This is a genomic window from Leclercia sp. S52, assembly GCF_039727615.1.
Classification (GTDB): domain Bacteria; phylum Pseudomonadota; class Gammaproteobacteria; order Enterobacterales; family Enterobacteriaceae; genus Enterobacter; species Enterobacter adecarboxylatus_B.
The window spans coordinates 1493805-1516955 of the sequence record NZ_CP152474.1 but is presented as its reverse complement, the minus strand read 5'-3'; the positions used below and the strand labels follow the sequence as shown (position 1 = coordinate 1516955).

Below are 23151 nucleotides of genomic sequence, written 5' to 3'. Positions count from 1 at the left end.
AAAGTCCGTCATGGACCCGGCGCGGTACATGACGGACAAGCCCTTATCCCTCCCCCGCTATCCTGCCCACCATCACCCGCAACGCTTCCCGCGTGAGCGGCTGGCGGTCGGTGACAAAATGCAGCGTCATCCCTTCGATAAACGCGTCCAGGGCGCGGGCGGTAACCGGGTCAAACCACTGCTCCAGCGTCGTCTGGCTGGTTTTCATCCAGTCCTGCATCACGGTTTTTAACGAGGCGCTGCGGTTCATAAAGGCATAAAGCTGGTACATCAATTCCATATTGTGCGGCGTGGTGACCTGGGAGCTGTAAATCAGGGTTGTGATCGCCTCGCAGGCCATCTCCGGCCCGGTGACTCCGGCAAAAAACTCGCGATACTGCACCGACATCTGCTGCGTAAACCAGGTGAAAGCCTCTTCGAGCAGCGCATCCATCCCGGAAAAATAGTAGGTCATCGACCCCAGCGGCACCCCGGCGCAGCTGGCGATTTTGCGATGGGTGACAGCGTTGAGGCCATGCTCAGCGATGGTGTCGAGGGTGGCCTGCAATATCCGTTCCCGCCGTTGCGGATCGTTGGGTCGTCTGTTCATTTTTACCTCAGCGCATTTATGTACAAATGTACACAAACTTGCTAGTGTTGTCTTCAATGTTGTCCTTCTGGTACAGAAACAATGACCGTCATCTCACCGCGCAAACTTCTGCAACGCCGCCTGTGGGCGCTGTTTATGTTCTTCTTTATCCCCGGCCTGTTAATGGCCTCCTGGGCCACGCGCACCCCCGCCATCCGCGACATTCTGTCGGTCTCGACGGCGGAAATGGGCATCGTGTTATTTGGCCTGTCGATAGGCTCGATGAGCGGCATTCTCTGTTCCGCCTGGCTGGTTAAGCGCTTCGGCACCCGGACCGTGATCCGCACCACCATGTGCTGCGCCATTGTGGGTATGATCCTCCTCAGCGTTGCGCTGTGGTTCGCCTCCCCGCTGGCGTTTGCCCTCGGGCTGACCGTGTTTGGCGGCAGTTTTGGCGCGGCGGAAGTGGCGATCAACGTCGAAGGCGCGACCATCGAGCGGGAGATGAACAAAACCGTGCTGCCGATGATGCACGGGTTTTACAGCCTCGGCACCCTGGCCGGTGCCGGGATCGGCATGGCCCTGACCGCCTCCGGTATCGCCGCTACAACCCATATCCTGCTGGCCGCGCTGGTCTGTATCGCCCCGGTTCTGCTGGGGATCACCGCCATCCCGGACGGCAACGGCAGGAACCTCGCGGGTGAAGCTAAATCGGGTGAAAAAGGGCTCCCCTTCTATCGCGATATGCAGCTGATGCTGATTGGTGTGGTGGTGCTGGCAATGGCCTTTGCCGAAGGATCAGCAAATGACTGGCTGCCGCTGCTGATGGTGGACGGCCACGGCTTCAGCCCGACCTCCGGCTCGCTGATTTACGCCGGGTTTACGCTGGGCATGACCGTCGGGCGCTTTACCGGCGGCTGGTTTATCGACCGCTACAGCCGCGTGACGGTGGTTCGTGCCAGCGCCCTGCTGGGCGGCCTGGGCATTGCCCTGATTATTTTTGTCGATGTCGACTGGGTGGCCGGCGTGTCGGTGGTGCTGTGGGGGCTTGGCGCCTCGCTCGGCTTCCCGCTGACCATCTCGGCGGCCAGCGACACCGGCCCGGACGCGCCGGGGCGCGTGAGCGTGGTGGCCACCACCGGCTATCTCGCCTTCCTGGTGGGCCCGCCGCTGCTCGGCTTCCTCGGGGAGCACTACGGCTTACGCAGCGCCATGCTGGTGGTCTTAGGATTAGTGATGATTGCCGCTCTGGTCGCCAGGGCGGTTGCCAAACCGGATTCGCAGGCTAAATCGGCCATGGAGAATGGATATGAGCGTTAAACTGATTGCGGTTGATATGGATGGTACCTTCCTGAACGATGCGAAGCAGTACAATCGCGCGCGTTTTCTGCGCCAGTACGCGCAGATGAAGGAACAGGGTATACGGTTTGTGGTTGCCAGCGGCAACCAGTACTACCAGCTGATCTCCTTTTTCCCGGAGATCGCCGATGAGATCGCCTTTGTCGCCGAAAACGGCGGCTGGGTGGTGAACGCCGGGCAGGATGTCTACAACGGCGAGCTGACCCAGGACCAGTTCGCCACCGTGGCGGAGTTTCTCTGCGCCATTCCGGAAGTGGAAGTCATCGCCTGCGGTAAAGGCAGTGCCTATACCCTGAAGCACTATGGCGAAGCCTTCCATGATCTCGCCGCCAAATATTATCACCGGCTGGAAAAGGTGGAGAACTTCGAGAACTTCAACGACATCTTCTTTAAATTTGGGTTGAACGTGCCGGATGACGAAATTCCGCGCATTCAGGCGATGATCCACGAGAAGCTGAGCGACATTATGGTGCCGGTTACCACCGGGCACGGCAGTATCGATCTGATCCTGCCGGGGATCCACAAAGCCAACGGTCTGCGTCTCCTGCAGGAAGTATGGGGCATCGACAACAGCGAAGTGGTCGCCTTTGGCGACAGCGGCAACGACGTGGAGATGCTGACCCAGGCCGGGTTTAGCTTTGCGATGGCAAACGCCCGGGATCACATCAAGGCGGTTGCCCGCTATGAAGCGCCGCACAATAACGACGAAGGGGTGCTGGCGGTGATTGACCGCGTGTTGAACCGGGAGGCCCCGTTCGATTAAGCAGGCGTAGTTTCGTAGGCCGGGTAAGGCGTAGCCGCCACCCGGCTTGATTGTTTACTCCGGCTGTAACGAACTGCCTACCCGCTTATCTTTCAGGAACACAAACATCAGCCCCAGCCACAGGATGCCGTTCGCCAGGTTGAACAGGCTGAACAGCCCGTTGCCGCCGCTGCTGAAGGCGTGTTTGCTGACCTCAATCCCGACGGTGAAGATCAGCATCTGCAACATCCCCATCGCCGCCGACACCGTACCTTTACTCATCTCGCTGGCAAACAGCGTCAGGCGCACCAGCCCGGCATTCGCCAGCCCAATACCAAACGCGTAGAGGCTCAGCCCGGCGGTCATCCACAGATAGGCGTGGGAAGAGACCACCGTCGCCACCGCAGCCACCACCAGCCCAATCACAATCGGCCAGCCGCCCATGATAATTAACGAGCGCACGGTGCGGCGTGAAGTCAGGCGGGCCAGCACCAGGTTACCGACAATCAGCGCGCCAAAAATCGGTACCTGCAGCAGGCCATACTCGTAGCTGCTGAGCTTTTCGCCGCTGATAATGATCACCGGCGACTGGGCGATCCACGCCAGCAGCGGCAGGCAGACAAAGCCAATCGCCAGCGACCCCGCCACAAAGCGGACATTCTTCAGCACCAGTTTATAGTCGCGCCCCAGCTCTTTTAGTGAGAGCTTCTCCCCGATGCGGGTCGCGGTTTCGGGCATCGCGCGGTACAAACCGTAAAACGAGATCGCCGCCAGGGCCGCAAACAGCACAAACATGCCTTCCCAGGGCGCGACGTGGACCCAGGCCGCACCCACCAGCGGGCCGAGCAGCGGCGCAATCAGCGCCACGTTAGCCATCAGGGCGGTGATTTTAATGCACACCGCCTCCTCAAAGGACTCCTGGATCGCGGCGTAACCGACGGCGCCGATAAAGCACAGGCTAACCCCCCTGTAAAAAACGCAGCACCATAAACTGCTCGATGGTTTGCGCCAGCAGGGTTGCCAGGCAGGTGACGATAAACCACACCACCCCGGTAAGCATCACCGGACGGCGGCCAATACGATCCGACAGCGGCCCGAGCAGCCACTGTAAAAACATCCCCCCCCGCCAGGTAGGCGGTCATGGAGGTAGGCACCCACTCGATCCCGGCGTTGTACTGCTCCACCACGGCCAGCATACCGGGCTGGATCATATCGTTACCGATATAGGTGGAGAATTCGTACAGCACCAGACACAGCGGGAACAGCAGCGCCTGACGCCCCAGGCGCGTGCGGGAAGAAGAACGGTTTAGCATGGAGTCTCAATATTCGATAAAAAATCGCGCAGAGTGTAATGAAATGGCTGCGCCAGAGATAGCAGATTAACGCAACTGGTCAGAAATAAAGCACAAATCGCCGTCGTTTAAGGTTTCCTTAAGTTGGCGTCCGTATGCTTGGGCTTTTCCAGTCATTGACCCTAATTATGACACAAATCGCCTCCGCTTCAGAATTGTCTAAGTTAAAGACTTCTAAGACAAAAGCCCTTTACCGCTTACCGGTTCGTTTTTATGGTTACCAGCTTATTGTGCTGCTGGTTCTGGCCGGGCTTTTTACCTGGCTTGCGCGGGATGAAACCCTCGACAGGCTGCTGACGGGCTACTGGTTTGACGCCGCGAGCCAGCACTTTCCGCTGCAGCGAAACGCGCTGCTGGATCTGCTCAATCATCGTCTGGCGAAATACGTGACCATTGCCGTGGCGGCCGGAACGCTGCTTTACGGCGCGTACAAACGCAGTCCGCGATTAGTCACGGCGGCGCTGCTGATGGGGCTGGGCACGGCGGTGGTGGGCATCCTGAAGGCCATCAGCCATCACAGCTGCCCCTGGGATCTGGTGGAGTACGGCGGCAAAGCGCTGGCGTATCCCCTGTTTGACGCGGCTCCCCTCGGTAGCGGCCCTGGCCGCTGCTTCCCGGGAGGCCACTCCTCAAGCGGCTTTATGGTGATGGGGCTGTTCTTCGCCTTCTGGCGCGAGCGTCCACGCCTGGCCTGGGGAATGGTGGTCGCCGGTGCCGTGCTCGGCCTGGTCATGGGCTATGGCCAGGTGATGCGCGGGGCACATTTCTTCTCGCACAACCTGTGGGCAGGTTGGTGGGTGTGGTTTTCACAGGTGGTGGCCTGGGGCCTGATTTCCACCTGGTTTGCAAAAGAGTAACGAGGGTATGTTAGAAAATCTGAACTACGGACTGTTTGAACTGATTAATGCCACGCCTGCTTCACCGGAGTGGAGCATCAAACTGGCCATCTTTGTGGCGAAAGACCTGATCAGCATTGTCCCGGCGCTGATTGCGATCCTCTGGCTGTGGGGGCCGCGCAAGCAGGTGGGTGCCCAGCGTCAGCTGGTGATTAAAATCGCCATGGCGCTGGCGATCGGCATGGCCGCTTCCTGGCTGCTGGGTCATCTGTTCCCTCACGATCGCCCGTTTGTCGATCGCGTCGGCTATAACTTCCTGCACCACGCCGCCGACGACTCCTTCCCGAGCGATCATGGCACCGCTATTTTCACCTTTGCCCTGGCGTTCCTGCTCTGGCACCGGGTCTGGTCTGGAATCGTATTGATGCTCGTGGCCTGCGCCATCGCCTGGTCCCGCGTCTATCTTGGGGTCCACTGGCCGATGGATATGCTGGGCGGACTGATGGTCGGGCTGCTGGGCTGCCTGAGCGCGCAGATCCTGTGGAACCTGTTCGGTCACGCGCTCTACCAGCGCCTCTCGCAGCTGTACCGCTTCTGCTTTGCCCTGCCGATCCGCAAAGGCTGGATACGTGACTAATTTGGGTCTCACGAGGTAAACTTGAGCCCCCGGCGTAACGGGGGTTCATTTATCGCTCTGAGGACCTATGGAAACACGACGTGACGAACGGCTGGCTCAACTGATTAATGCGCTTAAGCGCAGCGATAAACTGCATCTGAAAGAGGCCGCCGCGCTGCTCGGCGTCTCGGAAATGACCATTCGTCGCGACCTCAACAGTGAAAGCGGGCCCGTGGTGCTGCTCGGCGGCTACATTGTCCTCGAACCCCGCAGCGCCAGCCACTATCTGCTGAGCGACCAAAAAACCCGCCTGGTGGAAGAGAAGCGCAAAGCAGCGCGTCTGGCCGCCTCACTGGTGCAGCCGCATCAGACGCTGTTTTTTGACTGTGGCACGACCACGCCGTGGATCATCGAAGCCATTGATAACGACCTGCCATTCACCGGGGTCTGTTACTCCCTGAACACCTTTCTCGCCCTGCAGGAAAAACCCGAGTGCCGGGTGATCCTCTGCGGCGGCGAGTTCCACGCCAGCAATGCCATCTTTAAACCGCTTAACCTGCAGGACACCCTCAGCAATCTGTGCCCGGATATCGCCTTTTACTCCGCGGCTGGCGTGCATGTTCGCCAGGGCGCGACCTGTTTTAATCTGGATGAACTGCCGGTTAAGCAGTGGGCGATGAATATGGCGCAGTATCATGTGCTGGTAGTGGATCACAGCAAGGTGGGTAAGGTGCGCCCGGCGCGGATGGGGGAGCTGACGCGCTTCGACGCGATCGTCAGCGACTGCCGCCCGGATGAAGAACTGGTTACTTATGCTAAGGCGCAGCAGATTAAGTTGATGTACTGAGTGCGGCTTATTGCCCGGCGGCGCTGCGCTTGCACGGGCCTACAACACCTGGGAAACCCCGTAGGCCGGGTAAGGCGAAGCCGCCACCCGGCGATGCACGGAAGCTTTACTTAAACCAGCCGCCAAACCATTCGTGGAATTTCATCAGCACGTAATCCCACATCCGACCGAAGAACCCGCCCTCTTCCACCGCTTCCATCACGATCAGCGGACGCTGCTCAATGGATTTGCCGTTCAGCTGGAAGTCGATGGTGCCGACCACCTGGCCTTTTTTCAGCGGTGCGGTCAGCTGCTTGTCGGTCAGGGTGTAGCTGGCCTTCAGGTTTTTCAGCTGGCCACGCGGAATGGTGACCGAGCCGCCTTCACCGGCACCGAGATTCACCTCGCTCTTATCGCCAAACCAGACCCGCTGGCTGACAAAGGTGGCATCCGGCTTGATCGGGGTAACGGTTTCGAAGAAGCGGAAGCCCCAGGTGAGCAGTTTTTCTGACTCATTGAAGCGGATGCGGTCGGTTTTGGTGCCCAGCACCACCGAGATCAGACGCATATCGCCCTGGGTTGCCGAGGCCACCAGGTTGTACCCTGCCCCGGCGGTGGTGCCGGTTTTCATCCCGTCCACGTTGACGTTGCTGCTCCACAGCAGACGGTTGCGGTTCTGCTGGCGAATTTTGTTGAAGGTAAACTCTTTCTCTTTATGGATCGCGTACTCTTCCGGCACATCGTGAATCAGTGCCTTACCCAGCAGCGCCATATCGCGCGCGGTACTGAACTGGCCCGGCGCGTCCAGCCCGTGAACGGTTTTAAAGGTGGTGTTGGTGAGGCCTAATTTTTGCGCGTAGCCATTCATCAAACCAATGAAAGAATCCTGGCTGCCGGCCACATAATCGGCCAGCGCGATGCAGGCATCATTCCCCGACTGAATGATTACCCCTTTGTTCAGGTCGGAAACCGCCACCTGATCCCCCGGCTTGAGGAACATCACCGAGGAGCCGCGCAGCGCAGGGTTGCCGGTCGCCCAGGCGTCTTTACCGATGGTCACCATGTCGGTGAGCTTGATCTTACCCGCTTTCAGCGCCTGCCCTACGACGTAGCTGGTCATGATTTTGGTCAGGCTGGCAGGATCGAGTTTTTCATCTGCATTGCCTTCCGCCAGCACTTTGCCGCTGGCGTAGTCCATCAGGATCCAGGCGCGGGCATCAACGGGCGGAGCCTCTGGCGCCGCCTGTTCCGCTGCGTACAGCGAAGGTGCAAAAAGGACCAGCAGCGCAGAACCCGCTACCAGACCGCGTAAAGAAAAAGTGTTTCGCATCATAATGCCACCCGAGTTTCCATTCCAAAAATCACGTCACATCGCCGTGCCGCAAGAAGCGATGAGTAATAACGCACTCAAGACTTAAAAAAAACCAAAACCTGGTAAAGTTTTTAAAGTTTATGCAATAACAACCCGATACGCTTTGACCGCATCGATTTTTTTCGCGTCTGTTGCGTATTGGTTAGGTTTATCTCACCATGTAAAGCCATCAACACGGATTTCATCTTGATATCGGCTTTATTTATAAGAGGTTATTATGATTACTTTGTGGGGCAGGAACAATTCGACCAACGTTAAAAAGGTAATCTGGACGCTGGAAGAGCTGGATTTACCCTTTAAGCAGGTCATGGCGGGACTGGAACACGGGGTAAATAAAGAGGCCGAGTATCTGGCGATGAACCCCAACGGCCTGGTGCCGCTGCTGCGCGATGACGAAACCGACCTTACGCTGTGGGAATCCAACGCCATTGTGCGCTATCTCGTGGCGCAATACGGCCAGAACCGTCTGTGGATCGATGCACCTGCGAAGCGTGCCGTCGGCGACAAGTGGATGGACTGGGCCAACCAGACGCTCTCCCCTGCCCACCGGGTGATTTTGATGGGGCTGGTAAGAACCCCGGAAGCCGAGCGTAACTACGCGGCCATTGACGCTGCCAAAGCCACCTGCGAATCGCTGTTCGCCATGATGGATGAGACTCTGGCGGCACAGGCATGGTTCTCGGGCGACGACTTTGGCGTGGGTGATATCGCCGTCGCGCCCTTTGTCTGGAACCTGACCAACCTTGGCCTGGCGTGGGCACCGCGTCCGCACCTGGAACGCTGGCTGGCGAACCTGACCGAGCGCCCGGCCTACCGTAACGTGGTGATGATCCCGGTAACCTGATCTACTCCCTGGACGGGCTGACTTTTAGCAGTTGCCCGTCTGACTCATCGGTCAGGACGTATAAATAGCCATCCGGCCCGACCCGCACATCGCGGACGCGCTGATTGCGATCGCCGAGGATCCGCCCCTCCTCGGTAACGCTATTGCCGCTGACGTTCAGCACAATCACATCCTTATCCTTCAGCGCGCCGATAAAGAGTTTGTTTTTCCACTGCGGAAAGACGTCGCTGTTATAGAAAGCCATCCCGCTCAACGCCGGGGACTGTTTCCAGACGAAAAGCGGCGGCTCGGTTCCCGCAGCCGTTTCCCCTTTCGCTTCGGGGATCGGCAATCCACTGTAGTTGATGCCGTGGGTTGCCAGCGGCCAGCCGTAGTTTTTGCCTCTTTCCGGAATGTTGATTTCGTCGCCCCCGCGCGGCCCGTGCTCGTTGAGCCACAGGGTATTGCTCCACGGGTTCATCGCCATCCCCTGCGGGTTGCGGATACCGTAAGACCAGATCTCCGGTCGCGCCTGTTTGTTGCTCACAAAGGGGTTATCGTCCGGCACCGCGCCCTGATCGGTCAGGCGCACCACTTTACCCTGTAACTTATCCAGATCCTGGGCAGTCGGGCGCTGGTTATTCTCGCCTAACCCGATAAACAGATAGCCTTTGCCGTCGAACACCAGCCTGCCGCCAAAGTGATTGCCGGTAGAGAGTTTCGGCTGCTGGCGGAAGACTACCTTAAAGGCCTCCAGCCGGGCGTTATCCTCGCTCAGACGGCCATACCCCACCGCCGTGCCCGCTTTTCCGTCGTCCCCCGCTTCGGCATAGCTCAACCAGACCCGGCGCGAGGTGGCGAAGTCTGGGGCCAGCGCCACGTCGAGCAATCCACCCTGACCGCTATCCCAGACCTTCGGCACCCCGACAATGGGATCCGAGAGCCCTTTGCCCGCCTGCCAGCGCTTAAGCTGTCCGCCTTTCAGCGTGATCAGCATGCCCTGATCCTGCGGCAGGAACGCCAGCGCCCAGGGGTGATCGAGTTTATTTTGCAGCACCGAGACTTTCACTTCGGCAGGCGCGGCACACAGTGAAGCGGAGATGAGCAACAATGGCAGGGAAATAAGCGAGGATCGACGCATAATGCACTCCTTTTCGACGTATTCCTTAAAGGTAGCCACTCAGCGCAGGGGCATTGTTACTTTTACAAAAGCTTAATCAGATGGGGGGAGTTGCCTCCCCCGGGATCAGCTCTGAATCAGCGGTGCATGTGATTTCAGATACTGGATGCAGAGAGTGAGATCGTTCAGACAGTTTTCCAGCTTCTCTGCGTTGACGGCGATGAACGTCGGGCAATCGTGGTTGCCGGTCATCATACAGACGCCTGCGGTGGTGAGCGATCCGGCGGCGCGATAGAGCATCGCCTGCTCGTCGGCATTGCAGTACGCTCTCAGCTCCGGCGCTTTTTCACGCATGTAAGTACAGAGTTCAAAGAAGTTGTCACGCAGATGGTCGCTTTCGCTGACTGACATATACCCCTTCGCTTTTCTTAACTGCAGATAGGCCGCGAGATCGATGTGGGCATTAATCATCTTGTTAAGAAGATCGCGTTTCAGTCTGTCAACGGACATGCTATTTCCCCCCCTTGTCAGCTTTAGAACATCTTCAGATTATGTCTATTTTTTGTGCAGTTTAATGCGTCAGGTCAATAATCCGCGACGGATTACCGAAATTTACAATGTTAAAACTGCGGGCAAAAAGAGCTGCGAGAAGGCAGTGATTTTTGCTGGGCATAAAATCATGCTTCTCCCTCAACGCGGGGATCGGGAAGCCTGCTATTTTTGAGAGGGTTGCGGGGATGGTTGCAGAGGGCGTATGCCAACGATACCGGTGTCAGAAAAAATAATCTCGTTAAACCGGATCGACCTGAATCTGCTGACCCTTTTTTGCTTAATTTATAGCGTGGGTAGCATCTCGAAAGTGGCCGATATGCTGGACATCTCTGCCTCTGCCGTCAGCCAGTCGCTGCGAAAACTGCGCGAGCAGATGGGGGATAATTTGTTTGTTCGCAGCGGCAACACGCTGTTGCCCACCGTGTATGCGGATGAACTGTACGATAACATCCTGCCGATTATCGACAAGCTTGCCACCCTGCTCCCCCTCTCTTCCCGCATTAAAAAACGAAGACTGACCCTCTACACCGAGTCCTTTGTCTCGCCGTTAGTGGTGCCGGAACTGACGCAGAAGATCGTCGGGATGAACTCGGATGTCAGCCTGCTGCACCGCACCGCCGAGCTTAACGAAGCGAAGATTACCGAACTGTTGAACATGCGCCAGGCGGATGTGGTGTTCTCCACCTTTTCTGTTGAGAGCAGTAATATTTCTTGCCAGAAGATGAGTGATATGTCGCTGGTGCTGATTGCTGCAAAGGATAATCCTCTTTATGGGGATACGGTAACGGAAGAGATGTTCCGGGATGCCAATCTGGTGGGTTACAACACCAAAAACGAAAAGATCATTTATCATCGCAGCATCGTGGATAAAAAATTCCGCTCCAGCGAGCGCTGTCTGCTGACCACCTCTTTCGCCTCCATCTTACTGATTGTGTCTACCACCGACTGCCTGGGCATTATCCCGGAAAAAGTCTTTGCGACTTATTCCGGGATGTATCAGTTAAAAAGACTGGATACGCCATTTACATTGCCACAATTCAGTATCTATTCGTCCTGCCGGAAAGAGACCAATAAAATTCTCTTTTCCCTGTTGGCCGATTTTTACAGCAGTCAATCGGCCTGAAGCCCGGGACGTCATCAGTATGGTTTCGCCTGATGCCTGAATTCAAACTCATCGGCAATTTTTAATTCAGTGACTAATCTGGACGGGGTCAGCCCGGTGGCAACGGATATATGCGCCAGCTCGACGCCGTGGGTGTGGAGGGTTTTGGCCATTTCTAATTTGGATTGCAGATAGATATCTTTCATTACGTACCTCATTTAAGTAATCGACGAGGTGAAAGATAGATTATCTGTTTAGCGTATCCAATAAGGGACCCTTAAAGCCGGGATAAGTAAATCTAACTCGGCATGAAATAACACAACTTATTGATTATTCAATTAAAAATACGATAACCCACTTCTATGGCGAAATCGTTCAAGGCCTTGAACGCAAAGAGAGCGCGATGTGATTATCGGGCTGGCCGGAAAACGGCCAGCCGATGGAGTGGATGTTATTCCGCTTCAGCACCCACAATCACCATGCCAATCGCATGGCAGCTGTCCTTGTGCTTACTGCCCCTGCATTTACAGATATAGACCGGGTCATGTCGGTAGCTAAAGCCATTTTCCTTCAACCCACTTAACCTTTCGTCGGCCCGATTAACCGTCAGCGTTGAAAAATCCCGGTAAAAACCCACACCCCATATAGAGCGGCGTTTTTGTTTTGCTTTCGCGAAATGGGAGTTCACAACTTCATAATTCTTAATCAAATCTGTCGCTATGCTCTCGACAAGTTCGGTTGCTCGTTTGGCAAGCTTAAATTCAACATAAATAAACCTGTCCAGCCGCGTGCGTTTTTTCCTGAAAATGAGATCAACTATCACATGCTGTCGGCCACTTTGGTGTCTTTTGTCCGTATTTGCCCGTAATTCCCGTTTCGCTGAAAAGTCTAAATGATGTTCAAGGAAAAATTCGAACTCTATCTGAAGCCATTTTTCCCAGTCATTTGCTTCTTTATCGAGGATATGGGAGAGTTTTTCCTTTGTATTTTTATGTGCAAAAAAATCGGTTAACGCACCCTCAAGAACCTTTATATCACCGTTAACTGCCATAGTTATCCCTGGATGAAAGAGTAAAGTACATCATTGAATTCATTAGTTATCGGCGTATTTTAAAAGAACTTTAAGCAAAACTTTTTGGTTTTATAATACAAATACAGATCAGAAAATGATTGCCGGAATGTGAGGAAACATCTCCCCTATAAATCCTGCGCGGAAATCTGTACAATCCCTGCCCTGATAACTCCATAACTGACTACTTTTTAATCTATGAGCAATGTTACGCACCAGCCGAAAATCGGCTTCGTCTCGCTGGGCTGTCCGAAAAACCTGGTGGATTCCGAACGCATCCTGACCGAACTTCGCACCGAAGGCTATGACGTCGTGCCAAGCTACGACAACGCCGACATGGTGATCGTTAACACCTGCGGCTTTATCGACAGCGCCGTGCAGGAGTCTCTGGAAGCCATCGGTGAAGCACTCACTGAAAACGGCAAGGTGATTGTCACCGGTTGTCTGGGCGCCAAAGTCGATCAAATCCGCGAAGTCCACCCTAAGGTGCTGGAAATCACCGGCCCACACAGCTACGAGCAGGTGCTGGAACATGTGCATCACTATGTGCCAAAACCAAAGCACAACCCGTTCCTGAGCCTGGTGCCGGAACAGGGCGTGAAGCTGACTCCGCGTCACTATGCGTATCTGAAAATTTCCGAAGGCTGCAACCACCGCTGCACCTTCTGCATTATCCCGTCCATGCGTGGCGATCTGGTGAGCCGTCCGATTGGCGAAGTGCTGGCCGAAGCCAAGCGTCTGGCCGATGCCGGCGTGAAAGAGCTGCTGGTGATCTCCCAGGACACCTCCGCCTACGGCGTGGACGTCAAGCACCGCTCCGGCTTCCACAACGGCGAGCCGGTGAAAACCAGCATGGTCGGCCTGTGCGAACAGCTCGCTAAGCTGGGCATCTGGACGCGTCTGCACTACGTCTACCCGTACCCGCACGTGGATGACGTGATCCCGCTGATGGCGGAAGGCAAAATCCTGCCATACCTGGATATCCCGCTCCAGCACGCCAGCCCGCGTATTCTCAAGCTGATGAAACGCCCTGGTTCCGTTGACCGCCAGCTGGCGCGCATCAAGCAGTGGCGTGAGATCTGCCCGGATCTGACCCTGCGCTCCACCTTTATCGTCGGCTTCCCGGGCGAAACCGAAGAAGATTTCCAGATGCTGCTCGACTTCCTGAAAGAAGCGCGTCTGGATCGCGTGGGCTGCTTCAAGTACAGCCCGGTAGATGGCGCGACCGCCAACGAACTGGCCGATCAGGTGCCGGAAGAGGTGAAAGAAGAGCGCTGGAACCGCTTCATGCAGCTGCAACAGCAGATCTCTGCTGAACGTCTGCAGGAAAAAGTGGGCCGCGAAATTCTGGTGATCGTTGACGAAGTGGACGAAGAAGGCGCGATTGGCCGCAGCATGGCCGATGCCCCGGAAATCGACGGCGCGGTGTACCTGAATGGCGAAACCAAAGTGAAACCGGGTGATATCGTGCGCGTTAAAGTCGAAAACGCCGACGAATATGACCTGTGGGGTACCCGGGTTTAATCGACCCGGCCATAACGCCTGATGGCGCTGCGCTTATCAGGCCTACGGTTTTGTAGGCCCGGCAAGCTTGCGCCGCCGGGCGTTAATCTTAGTACTCGAACTGCCGGTAATAACGGCGAATATCCAGACTGTGGCCGGTGTAGTGCTCGAAATGGGCAGCCAGACGGTCCACCAGCAAGGTTGAGATCACGCACGGCGCCAGCAGCCAGCGGAACTCATCATCAATCCCCGCTAGCGCATACTCACGCGGATCAAACACCACCAGGTTATCGGTAATTTTCGCCGCGAAACGTTCAACACGGTCGTCCAGCGCCCGGCATTTGCCCTCACCTTTCACCAGGAACAGCGGAACGTCTTTCTCCAGCAGCTCCAGCGTGCCGTGGAAGAACTCCGCCGAGGAGACCGATTTGGTGCGCTTCCACTGCATCTCCTCCAGAATACACATCGAGAAGAGGTAAACTTCGCCCCACATCTCCGCCCCGCCAATCCACATCATATAGTCGGCGCTGTGGTATTTTTGCGCGATGGCGTCGGCCTGCGGATCAAATTGTTTTTTGGCGTTCAGGAGATTCTCAGGTAACAGCTCCAGCTGGCTGGCAAAGCGGTCATAGTGTTCAAATTCCCCGTTACCCTGCACCAGGCGGAAAAATACCCAATACAGCAGCATGTATTCATATTCCACGCCGTTTTTGTGGCGCATCGGAATATGCCAGGTGGCGGCATTGGCCAGCGGGGAATCGCTGTTTTTGGTGATCGCCACCACGCGGATCCCCTGGGCCTTGCACCATTCGGCAATCGCCACCGACTCTTTAGTATCACCCGATTTCGAGAGGGTAATCACCACGGAATCTTTATTTAAGCGTTTATGTCCGGCATGAATTAATTCCGCCGCCTGCTCAAGGTAAACCGGCATCTCGGTTATTTCCCGGGCGAAGGCGTTCATCGCCATCATCGGGGCTAACGAGCCCCCTACCGAGGCGAAAAATAACGTGCTGAAGCCCTGCTGAGTAATCTCGTCAGCAACCTGTTCCGCCTGTTTGCGCGCAGCAACAATCTCACGAGCACTGGTCAGGTACTCGTCCTGATTAAAACCTAACATAGTCATTCTCCTTTAGATTTTACTTTTTAAAACCCGATCGAAGTCGTCGAAAATACGCACCGAGAGATCGATGCCTTTGGCGCAGGCGGTACGCCAGGCCAGTATCTGGAAGGGGACAATCAGCAGCAGCGGCGAGAGCAGATGCGGCAGGCGGCAGTTCAGCGCCAGGGTATCCGGCCCCTCCTCGCCCGTCAGGGTGATCAGAAACGCCCGCTTCACCGCCGGGGCCATATAGTCCCGGAGCGCCCGCAGGCGTGGGTTCGGCGCATCCTCAATAAAGAACATCACATGCTCAGGGTTGGCCTCCAGATAGGGGCCGTGCATGTACGCCTCCAGCTCAAACCCGCCGGACGGCACCCGCACCGTTTCGGTGAACTTGGTCTCAAACTCTTTCGCCACCCCGGTCAGGGCCCCCTCGCCGATAGCGACGAAACGCGTCCCAGCCTGCAGGGTCTGAACATGCCGCTCGAAAAACGCCTCCGTGCGGGCGAGGGTGTCGGGGATCGCCGCCGCAAGCTGGTGCAGCGCCGCCAGATAGTCGTCCGTCTCCCGCTCATCGAGCTGCTGCTGCGCCCGGGCGATAGTCAGCGCGACCAGCAGCAGGTTCAGCACCGTGGCGCTAAAGCCGCGGGTCACGAAGCCCACCTTCTCGATCCCGGTATGGATATCCAGCACATGGTCGGAGCGGCGGCCTATCGGGCTGTCCGGATCTGAGGTCAGGGCAAACACCGGCAGGCCGGCGGCCTGCACTTTCTCCATCGCCGCCAGCGTCGAGGCGCTTTTCCCGCTCTGGGAAACGACCAGCACCATGTCGGTGTGCGGGTCGATGGCTTCATAGTGGACAAAGTTGTACGGCTCTTTGATCTCTACCAGCAGGCCAAAACGGTGTTCAAAGAAGTAGCGCGCGCACATCGCCGCATTCAGCGACGAGCCGGTCGCCAGCACCAGCAGGCGGCGCACCGGATGCTGGCGGGCAAAGGCCTCCACGGACGCCAGATGCTGCGGGTACGCGTTGAGGATCGCCCCCAGCGCCGCGGGCTGCTCTTCGATATAGGTCATCATTGTCGGTTGCATCGTTATCTCCGCTTAAAACAGGCCAATCCACGAACCCAGAATCCCCACCAGCGCCATGCCCCCAATGATGGTGAGCGGTTTAACCTTGCGCCCCAGCAGCCAGTAGACGATCCCGAAGCTGATGAGCGGCAGCAGGCAGGGCATGATGTTGTTGATGATGTCCTGAACGCCGGTTTTCGCCTCCCCCGCGCCGAAGGAGATGGGGATAGTGATGTTGATCATCGAGGCGGCCATCGCCCCCACCACCATCAGCCCGATAATCGACGCCCCGTAGGTGAGGCTCTCCATCATTCCGCTCTTCTGAACCCGATGGAGCACCCCGGTGCCGAGCACATAGCCCCAGCGGGTAAAGAGCCAGCGCACCAGAATATGCGGCACGTTAAACACCAGCAGGAACAGGATCGGCCCCAGGATGTTGCCCTGCAGCGCCAGGCTGGTGCCGATCCCGGTGGCGATCAGGCGCAGCGTGCCCCAGAAGAAGGAGTCCCCCAGCCCGGCCAGCGGCCCCATCAGGGACGCCTTGACGTTGTCGATCGCCGTGCCGTCCATCTCCTGCTGCTGGCTGTTCTTCTCCTCCATCGCGGTGGTGATGCCCAGCAGCAGGGTGACGATATGCGGCGTGGTATTAAAGAACACCAGGTGGCGTTTTAACGCCGCGGCCAGCTCTGCCTTTTGCGGGTAGAGCTTTTTCAGCACCGGGATCAGGGCGTAGACAAAAGCGAGGTTCATCTGCCGCTCATAGTTCCAGGAAAACTCCATCTGGAACGACCGCCAGAACACCCGGCGCAGATCGCGTGCGTTGATGGCATTCTCATCCTGCACCTGAGGCAGGGTCTCTTCAGAAATCTTCGTCGTCATCACTGACTCCTTGATCGGTCGTTGGACGAGGGGCGTTACGTGCAGTCGTGTTGACCATCACCACCGCCACAATGGCACCGAGAATGGCGATACCGGTGACGGGTATTTTCAGGTACGCCATCAGGGCAAAGCCGAGGAAGAAAAAGGGCGCCACTTTTTTGTTGATCAGCAAGCGGGCGAGCATCGCAAAGCCCAGCGCCGGAATGATCCCCGTCGCCACGCTGAGCCCGTGCTTAATAAACTCCGGAATGGCATCCAGTAAGGATTTCACCGCGCTGCTGCCCACCAGGAAGGAGACGGTGACCACCGCCGCCAGCATCAGCGACAGACCAAACCCGGCGATAAGATGCATTCGCTCGATACCGCGGGTGTCCGCCTGTTCGGCGTAGCCGTCGGCCTTCTGGCTCAGCATCGGGATAAACATGCCGAGATAGACGTTCTTCAGCACCAGGGTCAGGGTGGCGATCGGCAGGCCGAGAAGCAGCGCCGTTTCCGTGCCCGCCCCGGAGGTGATGGCAAACGCCACCCCCAGCACCCCGCCGGTAACCACATCCGGCGGGATCGACGCCCCCACCGAAAACGAGCCGATAAACGCCAGCTCCAGCGTCGCCCCCATAATCACGCCCGTCTGCACATCGCCTAACACCAGCCCGGTTAATAAGCCTGTGACAATCGGCCGGGAGAGCAGCGAGGTGCCCAGGGCATATTCCGACTGGGCGATAAACGCCACCAGCCCGAGTAAAAGTGCCTCTACCATAGTGAGTCCTCAGGAATTACAGCGATTCCGCTAATAACTGTTTGCGATCGTTAGGCACCTGACGTATTTCGACTTCAACGCCGCTGCCGACCAGCTGAGTGAGTTTTTCTATTTCGTCCGGCAGCAAATTGATGGCCTTCGAAATATTTCGCGCCCCCTCTTTCGCTTTAATACCGCCAAGGTTGATGCTCTTAATTCCGTCCACCGCCGAGGCTAACCGCCAGGCATCCTCCACCGACTCCACTACGATAAACAGGTTGTATTTATCAGTGACGCCGCTTTTGATGGCCTCGATTGAGTCGTTGATATTTTTAATCACCAGCTTGACCGACGGCGGCTTGGCCAGCTTGATGGTGGTTTTACGCAGTTCATCGTTGGGCACGCTGTCGTTGGCAATTAAGATGCAGTCCGCCCCGACATATTGCGTCCAGGAAAAAGCCACCTGGCCGTGTAATAAGCGGTGGTCAACACGCAGTAACGTAATCATTATTATTCCCCCCTGTTCAGAAGTCTTTATCTGCCTGTACCGCACTGGCAATGGTGTGGTTGCAATACTGAATACTTTCCCGGGCGCTTAATAACGCGTCATGGATTAATTTTTCGGTATCCTGTTCATCCGCGGAAATAAGCAGGCCGATGACCAGCGGCAAATTAAGCCCGGCGATCAGATGAAAATTCGGCTGATGCAGATAGCGGATAAATTCGTTATTGACGCTGCCGGCAAAAATATCGGTGATCGCAATCACCTCATCTTGTTCTGGTAGCCTGGCGAGCAGCTCGTCCACCTGCCCGGTGACGTCCTGGTGCTCGTCGACATAGGCGCAGAGGGTGTAGATGTCCTGCTGCTTGCCGAGGATCAGCTCGACCGAGTCGAGTACCCCGCGCGCTAAGGTGCCGTGACTGGCAAATATGTAATGTCGTTTCATCCTGTCCTCGAATGCTTATTCCACTTACCAGACAGAGATTGCAACCCACGTGCCAGGAAAAAGTGGCGCGTGGGCGAGGAGGAGAGAGGGAGGGATTAAAACTCTTGATCTGACTGAATAAATTCCGTTTCGAGGGTCAGAATATTGTGGATGTAGCAGAGCTCGACAACCGGGATTTTGACACTATAGCTGCTCTCAATGACACTAAAGGCCTGGCGCAGCAGCGCCAGCTCGCTTTCAGGACACTGTCGCCCGGCGTAGGTGGTGGGCGAGGCGTTGCGGATCAGCCGCTCAATCAGACAGCTGATGTGGACATAGAGCGCCACCTTACGTTCGTTCGGCACCTGACAGCCCGCCAGATGCTCATAGCGGAAGACAAACTGCTCCACCTGGTTGATCACTTTGGTGGTATCGAGAATGGTCACCGACTCAATCACCCGCCGCAGGGAGAAATTCTTCAGCAGCAGATTGTTGATCTCCGCCACCTGCTCCACCGTGGCGATATCGCCAAAGATGCGCATCAGCGGCCGCGTCCCCTCCCCGGCAATCAGTGAATCCAGCGAGATCCACGGCACATCCGGCACCTGTGGGTCGAAGGTGCCGACAATCGCCAGCATGTCGTAGCGGTTAAAGGCCACCGCCCGCTCCTGCGCGTCGCTGAGCATCTCGTAATCGCAGGCGATAATCTCAATCCCCAGCGCCTCCGGGATGCTGGCCTTCAGCAGCTGACAGAGATTGGCCGCCGCGCCGATCCCGGTGATGCAGGTGGTGAGAATGACCCGGGGCTTGCTGGCCTGCGGCCAGAAGAGCTGGTGCTCCACCGGCAAATCGCCGGCAATGTCGCTGGCAATCTCCTCGATGTGATGCCCCTGCAGGATCCGCTCCCCGACGTACAGCGCCATGCTGGTGGAGACATTATTCACAATCGCCACCGGGGTGGAGACCCGGCGCTGGAAGTGGCTGTGGATGGCGTTCAGCGAGCCCATATCCACCAGGATCATCAGCCCGGACGCCAGGGCGTTGCTTTCGATGTAGTGCATCACCTGCTGGGCAATCGCCTCCGGGGTGACGTCCAGCGGCATATCAAAAGATTCAAACACCGTATGTTTCAGCAGGCGGTTCGCCACGTTGGCAATGCTGCTGGCGGTGGCGTAGCCGTGGGCGAGGATCACCGCCCGCGTCACCTGGGACTGGCTCACCGTTCCCGCTTTATGCAGCCACAGCACCAGCAGCAGGGCGTCGATGCGCTGGGCCTCGATATCGAGCTTTTGCGTCAGGGCGGCGATCATCGCCTGGCAAAAGCGGTACAGCAGCGGATACTTTTGCGCCAGGAAGTCATCCAGCAGCCGGACCCGCTCCTCACTCAGGGAAGAGAGTGCGCTCCGGGCGCGATGCACCAGATAGTGGCTCAGGGCGTAGATGCCATTGCCGTTAAACTGGACGTTGAACTGCTGCTCCAGCCGGTAAAACTCCTCCCGCACCTGCTGGGTGGTGAGCTGTAAGACCGGCGAGGCGGTGGTCTCCCGGTGGTGAAACACCAGCCTGTCGAACAGGGTTTCGATCTCCTCCCCCATCCGCCGGTGAACCTCCTCCCAGCCCGAGCGACCGCTGAGCACCTCTTCGTACAGGGCCAGCACCTGACACTGGGTGTCGTGGATCATCCCCTGGGTGCGATCGTGGGCGCGAAGCAGCCACAGGAGGTTGGTCTCCGGCTCGATGGTCAGCGGCTCTTCCGCGACAGGGGCGTCGCTCATCAGTGGGATCGCGGCCAGCACCTTCTCCGGCAGATCCTGGATGGTGACGCCAATCGCCTCCTGCCCGCGCTGTCTGGCCCAGGCGGCGGCGACCGCATACCTGACCACGTTTTTCAGCTCGCCGACGTTGCCGCGATAGAGCGCGTGATGCAGCACCTGGCGCAGGCGGGGAGTCAGGTTCAGGCGCACGTTCAGCTTTTGCGCCTCCCGCCAGAAGAACTGGAGGATCAGCGCCTCTTTTTCCTGGCGGGATCGCGCTTGCAGGTCGGGCAGCGTAATCAGGATCGGAATGCGGCGCAGGAAGGTGGTTAAAAAGGTGCTGTGCAGCTCCTCGGTGGTGGCGAAGACCAGCCGCGTGCGGATGGGGCGACCCTGGGCGGTTTCCCCCACCCGGTAGATCTCCTTGCGGTCAAGCCAGGTAAAGAGTTTCTCCTGGCCCTCGGCGTTCAGGCGATGCACCTCGTCGAGAAACAGCATCCCGCCGTCGGCGGCCTCAAAAGCCCCCTGCTTATCGGTCTGCGCCCCGGTAAAGGCCCCTTTCACATAGCCGAACAGGTTCGCCGCCAGCAGCTCCGGGTTGCTGGCGTACTGGGCGCAGTTGAAGCTGACAAAAGGGGCATCGTCCGCCAGCAGCCCCTGGGAGATGGCGAAGGCGTGCATCAGGTTCGCCATATAGCTTTTGCCGGTGCCGCTGTCGCCGGTGATCAGCAGCGGCAGGCCGCCGTCGGGATAGAAGAGCGCGGTTTTCAGCTGGGCAATGGCCTTTTTCAGGCTGCCGTCATGACCGATGAGAAGCGAAAAGTGATCCGGCGGTTCCTGCCCGCTGTCGCCGTCGTTGAGCAGCTGGGCGATGCTGTCGTATTCGTTCCCGGCCAGGCCGAAAAACTGCTGGCTGAAGGCTTTTTTGTGCAGGAAGTAGACCGGGCGGGTGTTGATTTTGACCAGCTCCCCCTGAGCCACCAGCTGGTTCAGATAGTGGCTGGCGGTATTGCGTTTGAGGTCGAACCGCTGTGCGAGGTAGCGGGCGGTAAAGACCTCGCTCAGGTTTTCCGGGTCGAAAAAATCGGTCTGATTGGCGAGAAAGGTCAGGATTTCGTTGCGCATGGTGTATCCCACGTCTGAAGTGTCGTGGGGATATGATGCCCGCAAAGCTGCGGGCGAAGGGAGCGCGACGGCGGGGAATGTGCGCTTTTGTGGGGAAGTTCACAGGATTGCCTGAGGCAGGAATTGGCGGGGACTGCCCCCTCTCCCTCGAGGGAGAGGGCTGGGGTGAGGGGGAAAATGCGGCTCTGGTGGTGGTTCCGTTCACCTCACGTTCCTTGCTTCTCTGATACACCGGAACCAGTGAACGTGCCAGGTAGCCACTGTAAGTGCTTTATTCTTCCGGGGTTTCCTCGTTGCGTTAAAATTTTTGCGAGGCGCTTTCCAGGAATGATTTTCCCGGCTTGTCGCCGCGTTCTCCCCGCAGTATCTTCCTGATGCGCCTGCAAAATCAGGCGCCGGGATTGGCCTCCCGATAAAAGTTACAGGATCCATTCACTTAATCGGAGGCTGCCATTATGGCTACTACCCCAACCCATGCTCAGGCACTGTTTACCGTACCTTTCTCCCACAATACCGATTTCACCGAGCTGGCGAACCACTGCGAGCGCTTCGCCCATACCCTGCTGGAAACCGACGACCCGGCGGAGAAACTGGCGCTCTGCGCCCGCCTTTCTGCCTGTCTCACGCTGTTGCAGCCAACGCTTAACGAGCCCATTCCGCCGCACCTGGTTGAGCGCTTCACCCTGACCGATCTGCCGTCCCGCCTGCCCGCATTCGAACCGGAAAGCGAGCTGCTGGGGCTGTACTGCCAGACGCTCACGCAGCTGCTGATCAGCAACGCACTGCCGCGGGATATGGCAAAGGTGATGGAAGGACTGCTGTATGAGCTGGTGAACTTCTACGCCGACACGCTGAACGCGCCGCGCTGGCTGCACACGCCGGACGGACGCGTGGCGATTGATGCGTTGATTGACTGAGGATAGTCAACGGGGGAATGTGCGCGTTGTTCCCCCTCACCCTAACCCTCTCCCTCAAGGGAGAGGGAATTGACCCTGTAGGCCGGGCAAACGCAGTGCCGCCCGGCGCTGTTAAAGCGGAGTGCGCGTTGTTTCCCCTCTCCCTGACCCTCTCCCTCAAGGGAGAGGGGATCGTCCGTGCCAATCATTGCTAAATCGTAATCCGGTAGCGAACGTAATCATCCACCGCTGCCAGCTGGTCATACAGCGCCCGGGCCGGGTTGCCTGTTCGGGTCACCCAGTAGACCTTCGACCACGCCTTTTGCCGTGCCTCGTCAATGATGGCCTCAATCAACGCCCTGCCCGCCCCTTTGCCGCGCGCCGCGTCATCGACAAACAGATCTTCCAGATAGCACAGCGGCCGGGTCACCCAGGTGCCCTCATGGAGCACGCAGATGGCAAAGCCCACCACGCCCTGTTCGGTTTCTGCCAGTCGGCAAAACAGACCGGACTCCGGGGATAACACCCGCCGCCAGGTCGTCAGGGTCACCGCCTCATCCAGCTCGGTGCCGTAAAAACCCAGATAGTCCTTCCACAGTTTTAACCATGCGTCGAAATCGTCCGCGTTCGCCTCACGTATCTTAACCATCGTCGTTATTCCTTGTTCTGCCAGAGATAACCTTATGATACCAGGGTTCACCCCCTGCCTGCCCACCTCTTCAGAAAGCTATTTCTGGTAAATATATTGTTACCTGGTTGTTGTACACTCGCGCGCATTAGATTATAAATCGTCACTTTTGAGTGATTTCACTCAATCTTTGC

Annotated in this window: 23 protein-coding genes and 1 pseudogene; 9 read left to right on the top strand and 15 right to left on the bottom strand. The window is 57.3% G+C overall.

Annotation, left to right across the window (positions count from 1 at the left end; translation table 11 throughout):
* Nucleotides 1–43: 43 nt before the first annotated feature.
* Nucleotides 44–589 (bottom strand): TetR family transcriptional regulator, encoded by a 546-nt coding sequence (locus tag AAHB66_RS07185; RefSeq protein ID WP_347115684.1) that lies wholly within the window; start codon nt 587–589, stop codon nt 44–46.
* 81 nt (nt 590–670) lie between these two features.
* Between AAHB66_RS07185 and AAHB66_RS07180 the strand changes: the two genes are divergently transcribed.
* Nucleotides 671–1888 (top strand): MFS transporter, encoded by a 1218-nt coding sequence (locus tag AAHB66_RS07180; RefSeq protein ID WP_347115683.1) that lies wholly within the window; start codon nt 671–673, stop codon nt 1886–1888.
* Nucleotides 1878–2690 carry a Cof-type HAD-IIB family hydrolase gene (locus tag AAHB66_RS07175; protein WP_347115682.1) on the top strand — a complete coding sequence of 271 codons (813 nt, stop codon included), beginning with the start codon at nt 1878–1880 and terminating at the stop codon, nt 2688–2690. The genes AAHB66_RS07180 and AAHB66_RS07175 overlap by 11 nt, the downstream gene beginning before the upstream one ends.
* A gap of 54 nt (nt 2691–2744) precedes the next feature.
* Here the strand turns inward: AAHB66_RS07175 and AAHB66_RS07170 are convergent.
* A pseudogene (locus tag AAHB66_RS07170) lies at nt 2745–3982 on the bottom strand (MFS transporter).
* A gap of 167 nt (nt 3983–4149) precedes the next feature.
* On the opposite strand from AAHB66_RS07170, the gene AAHB66_RS07165 reads away from it, so the two are divergent.
* The 3 genes from AAHB66_RS07165 to deoR all read left to right on the top strand — a co-directional run bounded on the left by AAHB66_RS07165 (nt 4150) and on the right by deoR (nt 6320).
* The gene (locus AAHB66_RS07165) at nt 4150–4878 is read left to right on the top strand and encodes a phosphatase PAP2 family protein (protein ID WP_347115681.1); all 729 of its coding nucleotides are present in this window, start codon (nt 4150–4152) and stop codon (nt 4876–4878) included.
* A gap of 7 nt (nt 4879–4885) precedes the next feature.
* Nucleotides 4886–5494, top strand: a complete 609-nt coding sequence (gene ybjG, locus AAHB66_RS07160) for an undecaprenyl-diphosphate phosphatase (protein WP_347115680.1) — start codon at nt 4886–4888, stop codon at nt 5492–5494.
* 67 nt (nt 5495–5561) lie between these two features.
* Nucleotides 5562–6320 (top strand): DNA-binding transcriptional repressor DeoR, encoded by a 759-nt coding sequence (gene deoR, locus AAHB66_RS07155; RefSeq protein WP_347115679.1) that lies wholly within the window; start codon nt 5562–5564, stop codon nt 6318–6320.
* 106 nt (nt 6321–6426) lie between these two features.
* On the opposite strand, the gene dacC is transcribed toward deoR, so the two are convergent.
* A complete protein-coding gene (gene dacC, locus AAHB66_RS07150; protein ID WP_347115678.1) occupies nt 6427–7632 on the bottom strand; it encodes a serine-type D-Ala-D-Ala carboxypeptidase in 1206 nt (401 codons plus the stop codon).
* A gap of 256 nt (nt 7633–7888) precedes the next feature.
* On the opposite strand from dacC, the gene AAHB66_RS07145 reads away from it, so the two are divergent.
* The gene (locus AAHB66_RS07145; RefSeq protein WP_347115677.1) at nt 7889–8515 is read left to right on the top strand and encodes a glutathione S-transferase family protein; all 627 of its coding nucleotides are present in this window, start codon (nt 7889–7891) and stop codon (nt 8513–8515) included.
* Between the two features lies 1 nt (nt 8516).
* On the opposite strand, the gene AAHB66_RS07140 is transcribed toward AAHB66_RS07145, so the two are convergent.
* Complete coding sequence (locus AAHB66_RS07140) at nt 8517–9635, bottom strand: PQQ-dependent sugar dehydrogenase (protein ID WP_347115676.1); 1119 nt, start codon at nt 9633–9635, stop codon at nt 8517–8519.
* Nucleotides 9636–9740: 105 nt separating this feature from the next.
* A complete protein-coding gene (gene bssR / locus AAHB66_RS07135) occupies nt 9741–10124 on the bottom strand; it encodes a biofilm formation regulator BssR (protein WP_347115675.1) in 384 nt (127 codons plus the stop codon).
* Between the two features lie 244 nt (nt 10125–10368).
* Here bssR and AAHB66_RS07130 point away from each other — a divergent pair, with 244 nt between their 5' ends.
* Nucleotides 10369–11289 (top strand): LysR family transcriptional regulator, encoded by a 921-nt coding sequence (locus tag AAHB66_RS07130; protein ID WP_347115674.1) that lies wholly within the window; start codon nt 10369–10371, stop codon nt 11287–11289.
* Nucleotides 11290–11303: 14 nt separating this feature from the next.
* Here the strand turns inward: AAHB66_RS07130 and AAHB66_RS07125 are convergent, their stop codons facing one another.
* Complete coding sequence (locus AAHB66_RS07125; RefSeq protein ID WP_347115673.1) at nt 11304–11474, bottom strand: glycine cleavage system protein T; 171 nt, start codon at nt 11472–11474, stop codon at nt 11304–11306.
* 245 nt (nt 11475–11719) lie between these two features.
* Nucleotides 11720–12319: a hypothetical protein gene (locus AAHB66_RS07120; protein WP_347115672.1), complete on the bottom strand. Its 600-nt coding sequence runs from the start codon at nt 12317–12319 to the stop codon at nt 11720–11722.
* A gap of 216 nt (nt 12320–12535) precedes the next feature.
* Between AAHB66_RS07120 and rimO the strand changes: the two genes are divergently transcribed.
* A complete protein-coding gene (gene rimO / locus AAHB66_RS07115) occupies nt 12536–13861 on the top strand; it encodes a 30S ribosomal protein S12 methylthiotransferase RimO (protein ID WP_347115670.1) in 1326 nt (441 codons plus the stop codon).
* A gap of 88 nt (nt 13862–13949) precedes the next feature.
* On the opposite strand, the gene AAHB66_RS07110 is transcribed toward rimO, so the two are convergent.
* From AAHB66_RS07110 to AAHB66_RS07080, 7 genes are all read right to left on the bottom strand, one after another.
* On the bottom strand, nt 13950–14960 hold the full coding sequence (locus tag AAHB66_RS07110) for an SIS domain-containing protein (protein WP_347115669.1): 1011 nt from the start codon (nt 14958–14960) through the stop codon (nt 13950–13952).
* Between the two features lie 12 nt (nt 14961–14972).
* Nucleotides 14973–16034, bottom strand: a complete 1062-nt coding sequence (locus AAHB66_RS07105) for an SIS domain-containing protein (protein ID WP_347115668.1) — start codon at nt 16032–16034, stop codon at nt 14973–14975.
* A gap of 12 nt (nt 16035–16046) precedes the next feature.
* Nucleotides 16047–16892: a PTS system mannose/fructose/sorbose family transporter subunit IID gene (locus AAHB66_RS07100; protein WP_285128253.1), complete on the bottom strand. Its 846-nt coding sequence runs from the start codon at nt 16890–16892 to the stop codon at nt 16047–16049.
* A complete protein-coding gene (locus AAHB66_RS07095) occupies nt 16873–17649 on the bottom strand; it encodes a PTS mannose/fructose/sorbose/N-acetylgalactosamine transporter subunit IIC (protein ID WP_106992490.1) in 777 nt (258 codons plus the stop codon). Before AAHB66_RS07095 ends, AAHB66_RS07100 begins: the two co-directional genes overlap by 20 nt.
* A gap of 16 nt (nt 17650–17665) precedes the next feature.
* Nucleotides 17666–18136 (bottom strand): PTS sugar transporter subunit IIB, encoded by a 471-nt coding sequence (locus tag AAHB66_RS07090; protein WP_347115667.1) that lies wholly within the window; start codon nt 18134–18136, stop codon nt 17666–17668.
* A 16-nt stretch (nt 18137–18152) separates the two neighbouring features.
* Nucleotides 18153–18575 carry a PTS sugar transporter subunit IIA gene (locus tag AAHB66_RS07085; RefSeq protein ID WP_347115666.1) on the bottom strand — a complete coding sequence of 141 codons (423 nt, stop codon included), beginning with the start codon at nt 18573–18575 and terminating at the stop codon, nt 18153–18155.
* Between the two features lie 95 nt (nt 18576–18670).
* On the bottom strand, nt 18671–21433 hold the full coding sequence (locus AAHB66_RS07080) for a sigma 54-interacting transcriptional regulator (RefSeq protein ID WP_347115665.1): 2763 nt from the start codon (nt 21431–21433) through the stop codon (nt 18671–18673).
* A 455-nt stretch (nt 21434–21888) separates the two neighbouring features.
* On the opposite strand from AAHB66_RS07080, the gene AAHB66_RS07075 reads away from it, so the two are divergent.
* A complete protein-coding gene (locus AAHB66_RS07075; protein ID WP_347115664.1) occupies nt 21889–22350 on the top strand; it encodes a hypothetical protein in 462 nt (153 codons plus the stop codon).
* Nucleotides 22351–22540: 190 nt separating this feature from the next.
* On the opposite strand, the gene AAHB66_RS07070 is transcribed toward AAHB66_RS07075, so the two are convergent.
* Complete coding sequence (locus AAHB66_RS07070) at nt 22541–22978, bottom strand: GNAT family N-acetyltransferase (protein ID WP_347115663.1); 438 nt, start codon at nt 22976–22978, stop codon at nt 22541–22543.
* Nucleotides 22979–23151: the final 173 nt, after the last annotated feature.

Coding starts and splice junctions, on each gene's coding strand:
- AAHB66_RS07090 (WP_347115667.1), bottom strand. CDS start 18,136: ATGATTACGTTACTGCGTGTTGACCACCGCTTATTACACGGCCAGGTG.
- AAHB66_RS07110 (WP_347115669.1), bottom strand. CDS start 14,960: ATGTTAGGTTTTAATCAGGACGAGTACCTGACCAGTGCTCGTGAGATT.
- AAHB66_RS07120 (WP_347115672.1), bottom strand. CDS start 12,319: ATGGCAGTTAACGGTGATATAAAGGTTCTTGAGGGTGCGTTAACCGAT.
- AAHB66_RS07180 (WP_347115683.1), top strand. CDS start 671: ATGACCGTCATCTCACCGCGCAAACTTCTGCAACGCCGCCTGTGGGCG.
- AAHB66_RS07080 (WP_347115665.1), bottom strand. CDS start 21,433: ATGCGCAACGAAATCCTGACCTTTCTCGCCAATCAGACCGATTTTTTC.
- AAHB66_RS07185 (WP_347115684.1), bottom strand. CDS start 589: ATGAACAGACGACCCAACGATCCGCAACGGCGGGAACGGATATTGCAG.
- AAHB66_RS07070 (WP_347115663.1), bottom strand. CDS start 22,978: ATGGTTAAGATACGTGAGGCGAACGCGGACGATTTCGACGCATGGTTA.
- AAHB66_RS07130 (WP_347115674.1), top strand. CDS start 10,369: ATGCCAACGATACCGGTGTCAGAAAAAATAATCTCGTTAAACCGGATC.
- dacC (WP_347115678.1), bottom strand. CDS start 7,632: ATGATGCGAAACACTTTTTCTTTACGCGGTCTGGTAGCGGGTTCTGCG.
- AAHB66_RS07165 (WP_347115681.1), top strand. CDS start 4,150: ATGACACAAATCGCCTCCGCTTCAGAATTGTCTAAGTTAAAGACTTCT.
- AAHB66_RS07075 (WP_347115664.1), top strand. CDS start 21,889: ATGGCTACTACCCCAACCCATGCTCAGGCACTGTTTACCGTACCTTTC.
- AAHB66_RS07125 (WP_347115673.1), bottom strand. CDS start 11,474: ATGAAAGATATCTATCTGCAATCCAAATTAGAAATGGCCAAAACCCTC.
- AAHB66_RS07145 (WP_347115677.1), top strand. CDS start 7,889: ATGATTACTTTGTGGGGCAGGAACAATTCGACCAACGTTAAAAAGGTA.
- ybjG (WP_347115680.1), top strand. CDS start 4,886: ATGTTAGAAAATCTGAACTACGGACTGTTTGAACTGATTAATGCCACG.
- deoR (WP_347115679.1), top strand. CDS start 5,562: ATGGAAACACGACGTGACGAACGGCTGGCTCAACTGATTAATGCGCTT.
- AAHB66_RS07085 (WP_347115666.1), bottom strand. CDS start 18,575: ATGAAACGACATTACATATTTGCCAGTCACGGCACCTTAGCGCGCGGG.
- bssR (WP_347115675.1), bottom strand. CDS start 10,124: ATGTCCGTTGACAGACTGAAACGCGATCTTCTTAACAAGATGATTAAT.
- AAHB66_RS07175 (WP_347115682.1), top strand. CDS start 1,878: ATGAGCGTTAAACTGATTGCGGTTGATATGGATGGTACCTTCCTGAAC.
- AAHB66_RS07095 (WP_106992490.1), bottom strand. CDS start 17,649: ATGGTAGAGGCACTTTTACTCGGGCTGGTGGCGTTTATCGCCCAGTCG.
- AAHB66_RS07100 (WP_285128253.1), bottom strand. CDS start 16,892: ATGACGACGAAGATTTCTGAAGAGACCCTGCCTCAGGTGCAGGATGAG.
- rimO (WP_347115670.1), top strand. CDS start 12,536: ATGAGCAATGTTACGCACCAGCCGAAAATCGGCTTCGTCTCGCTGGGC.
- AAHB66_RS07105 (WP_347115668.1), bottom strand. CDS start 16,034: ATGCAACCGACAATGATGACCTATATCGAAGAGCAGCCCGCGGCGCTG.
- AAHB66_RS07140 (WP_347115676.1), bottom strand. CDS start 9,635: ATGCGTCGATCCTCGCTTATTTCCCTGCCATTGTTGCTCATCTCCGCT.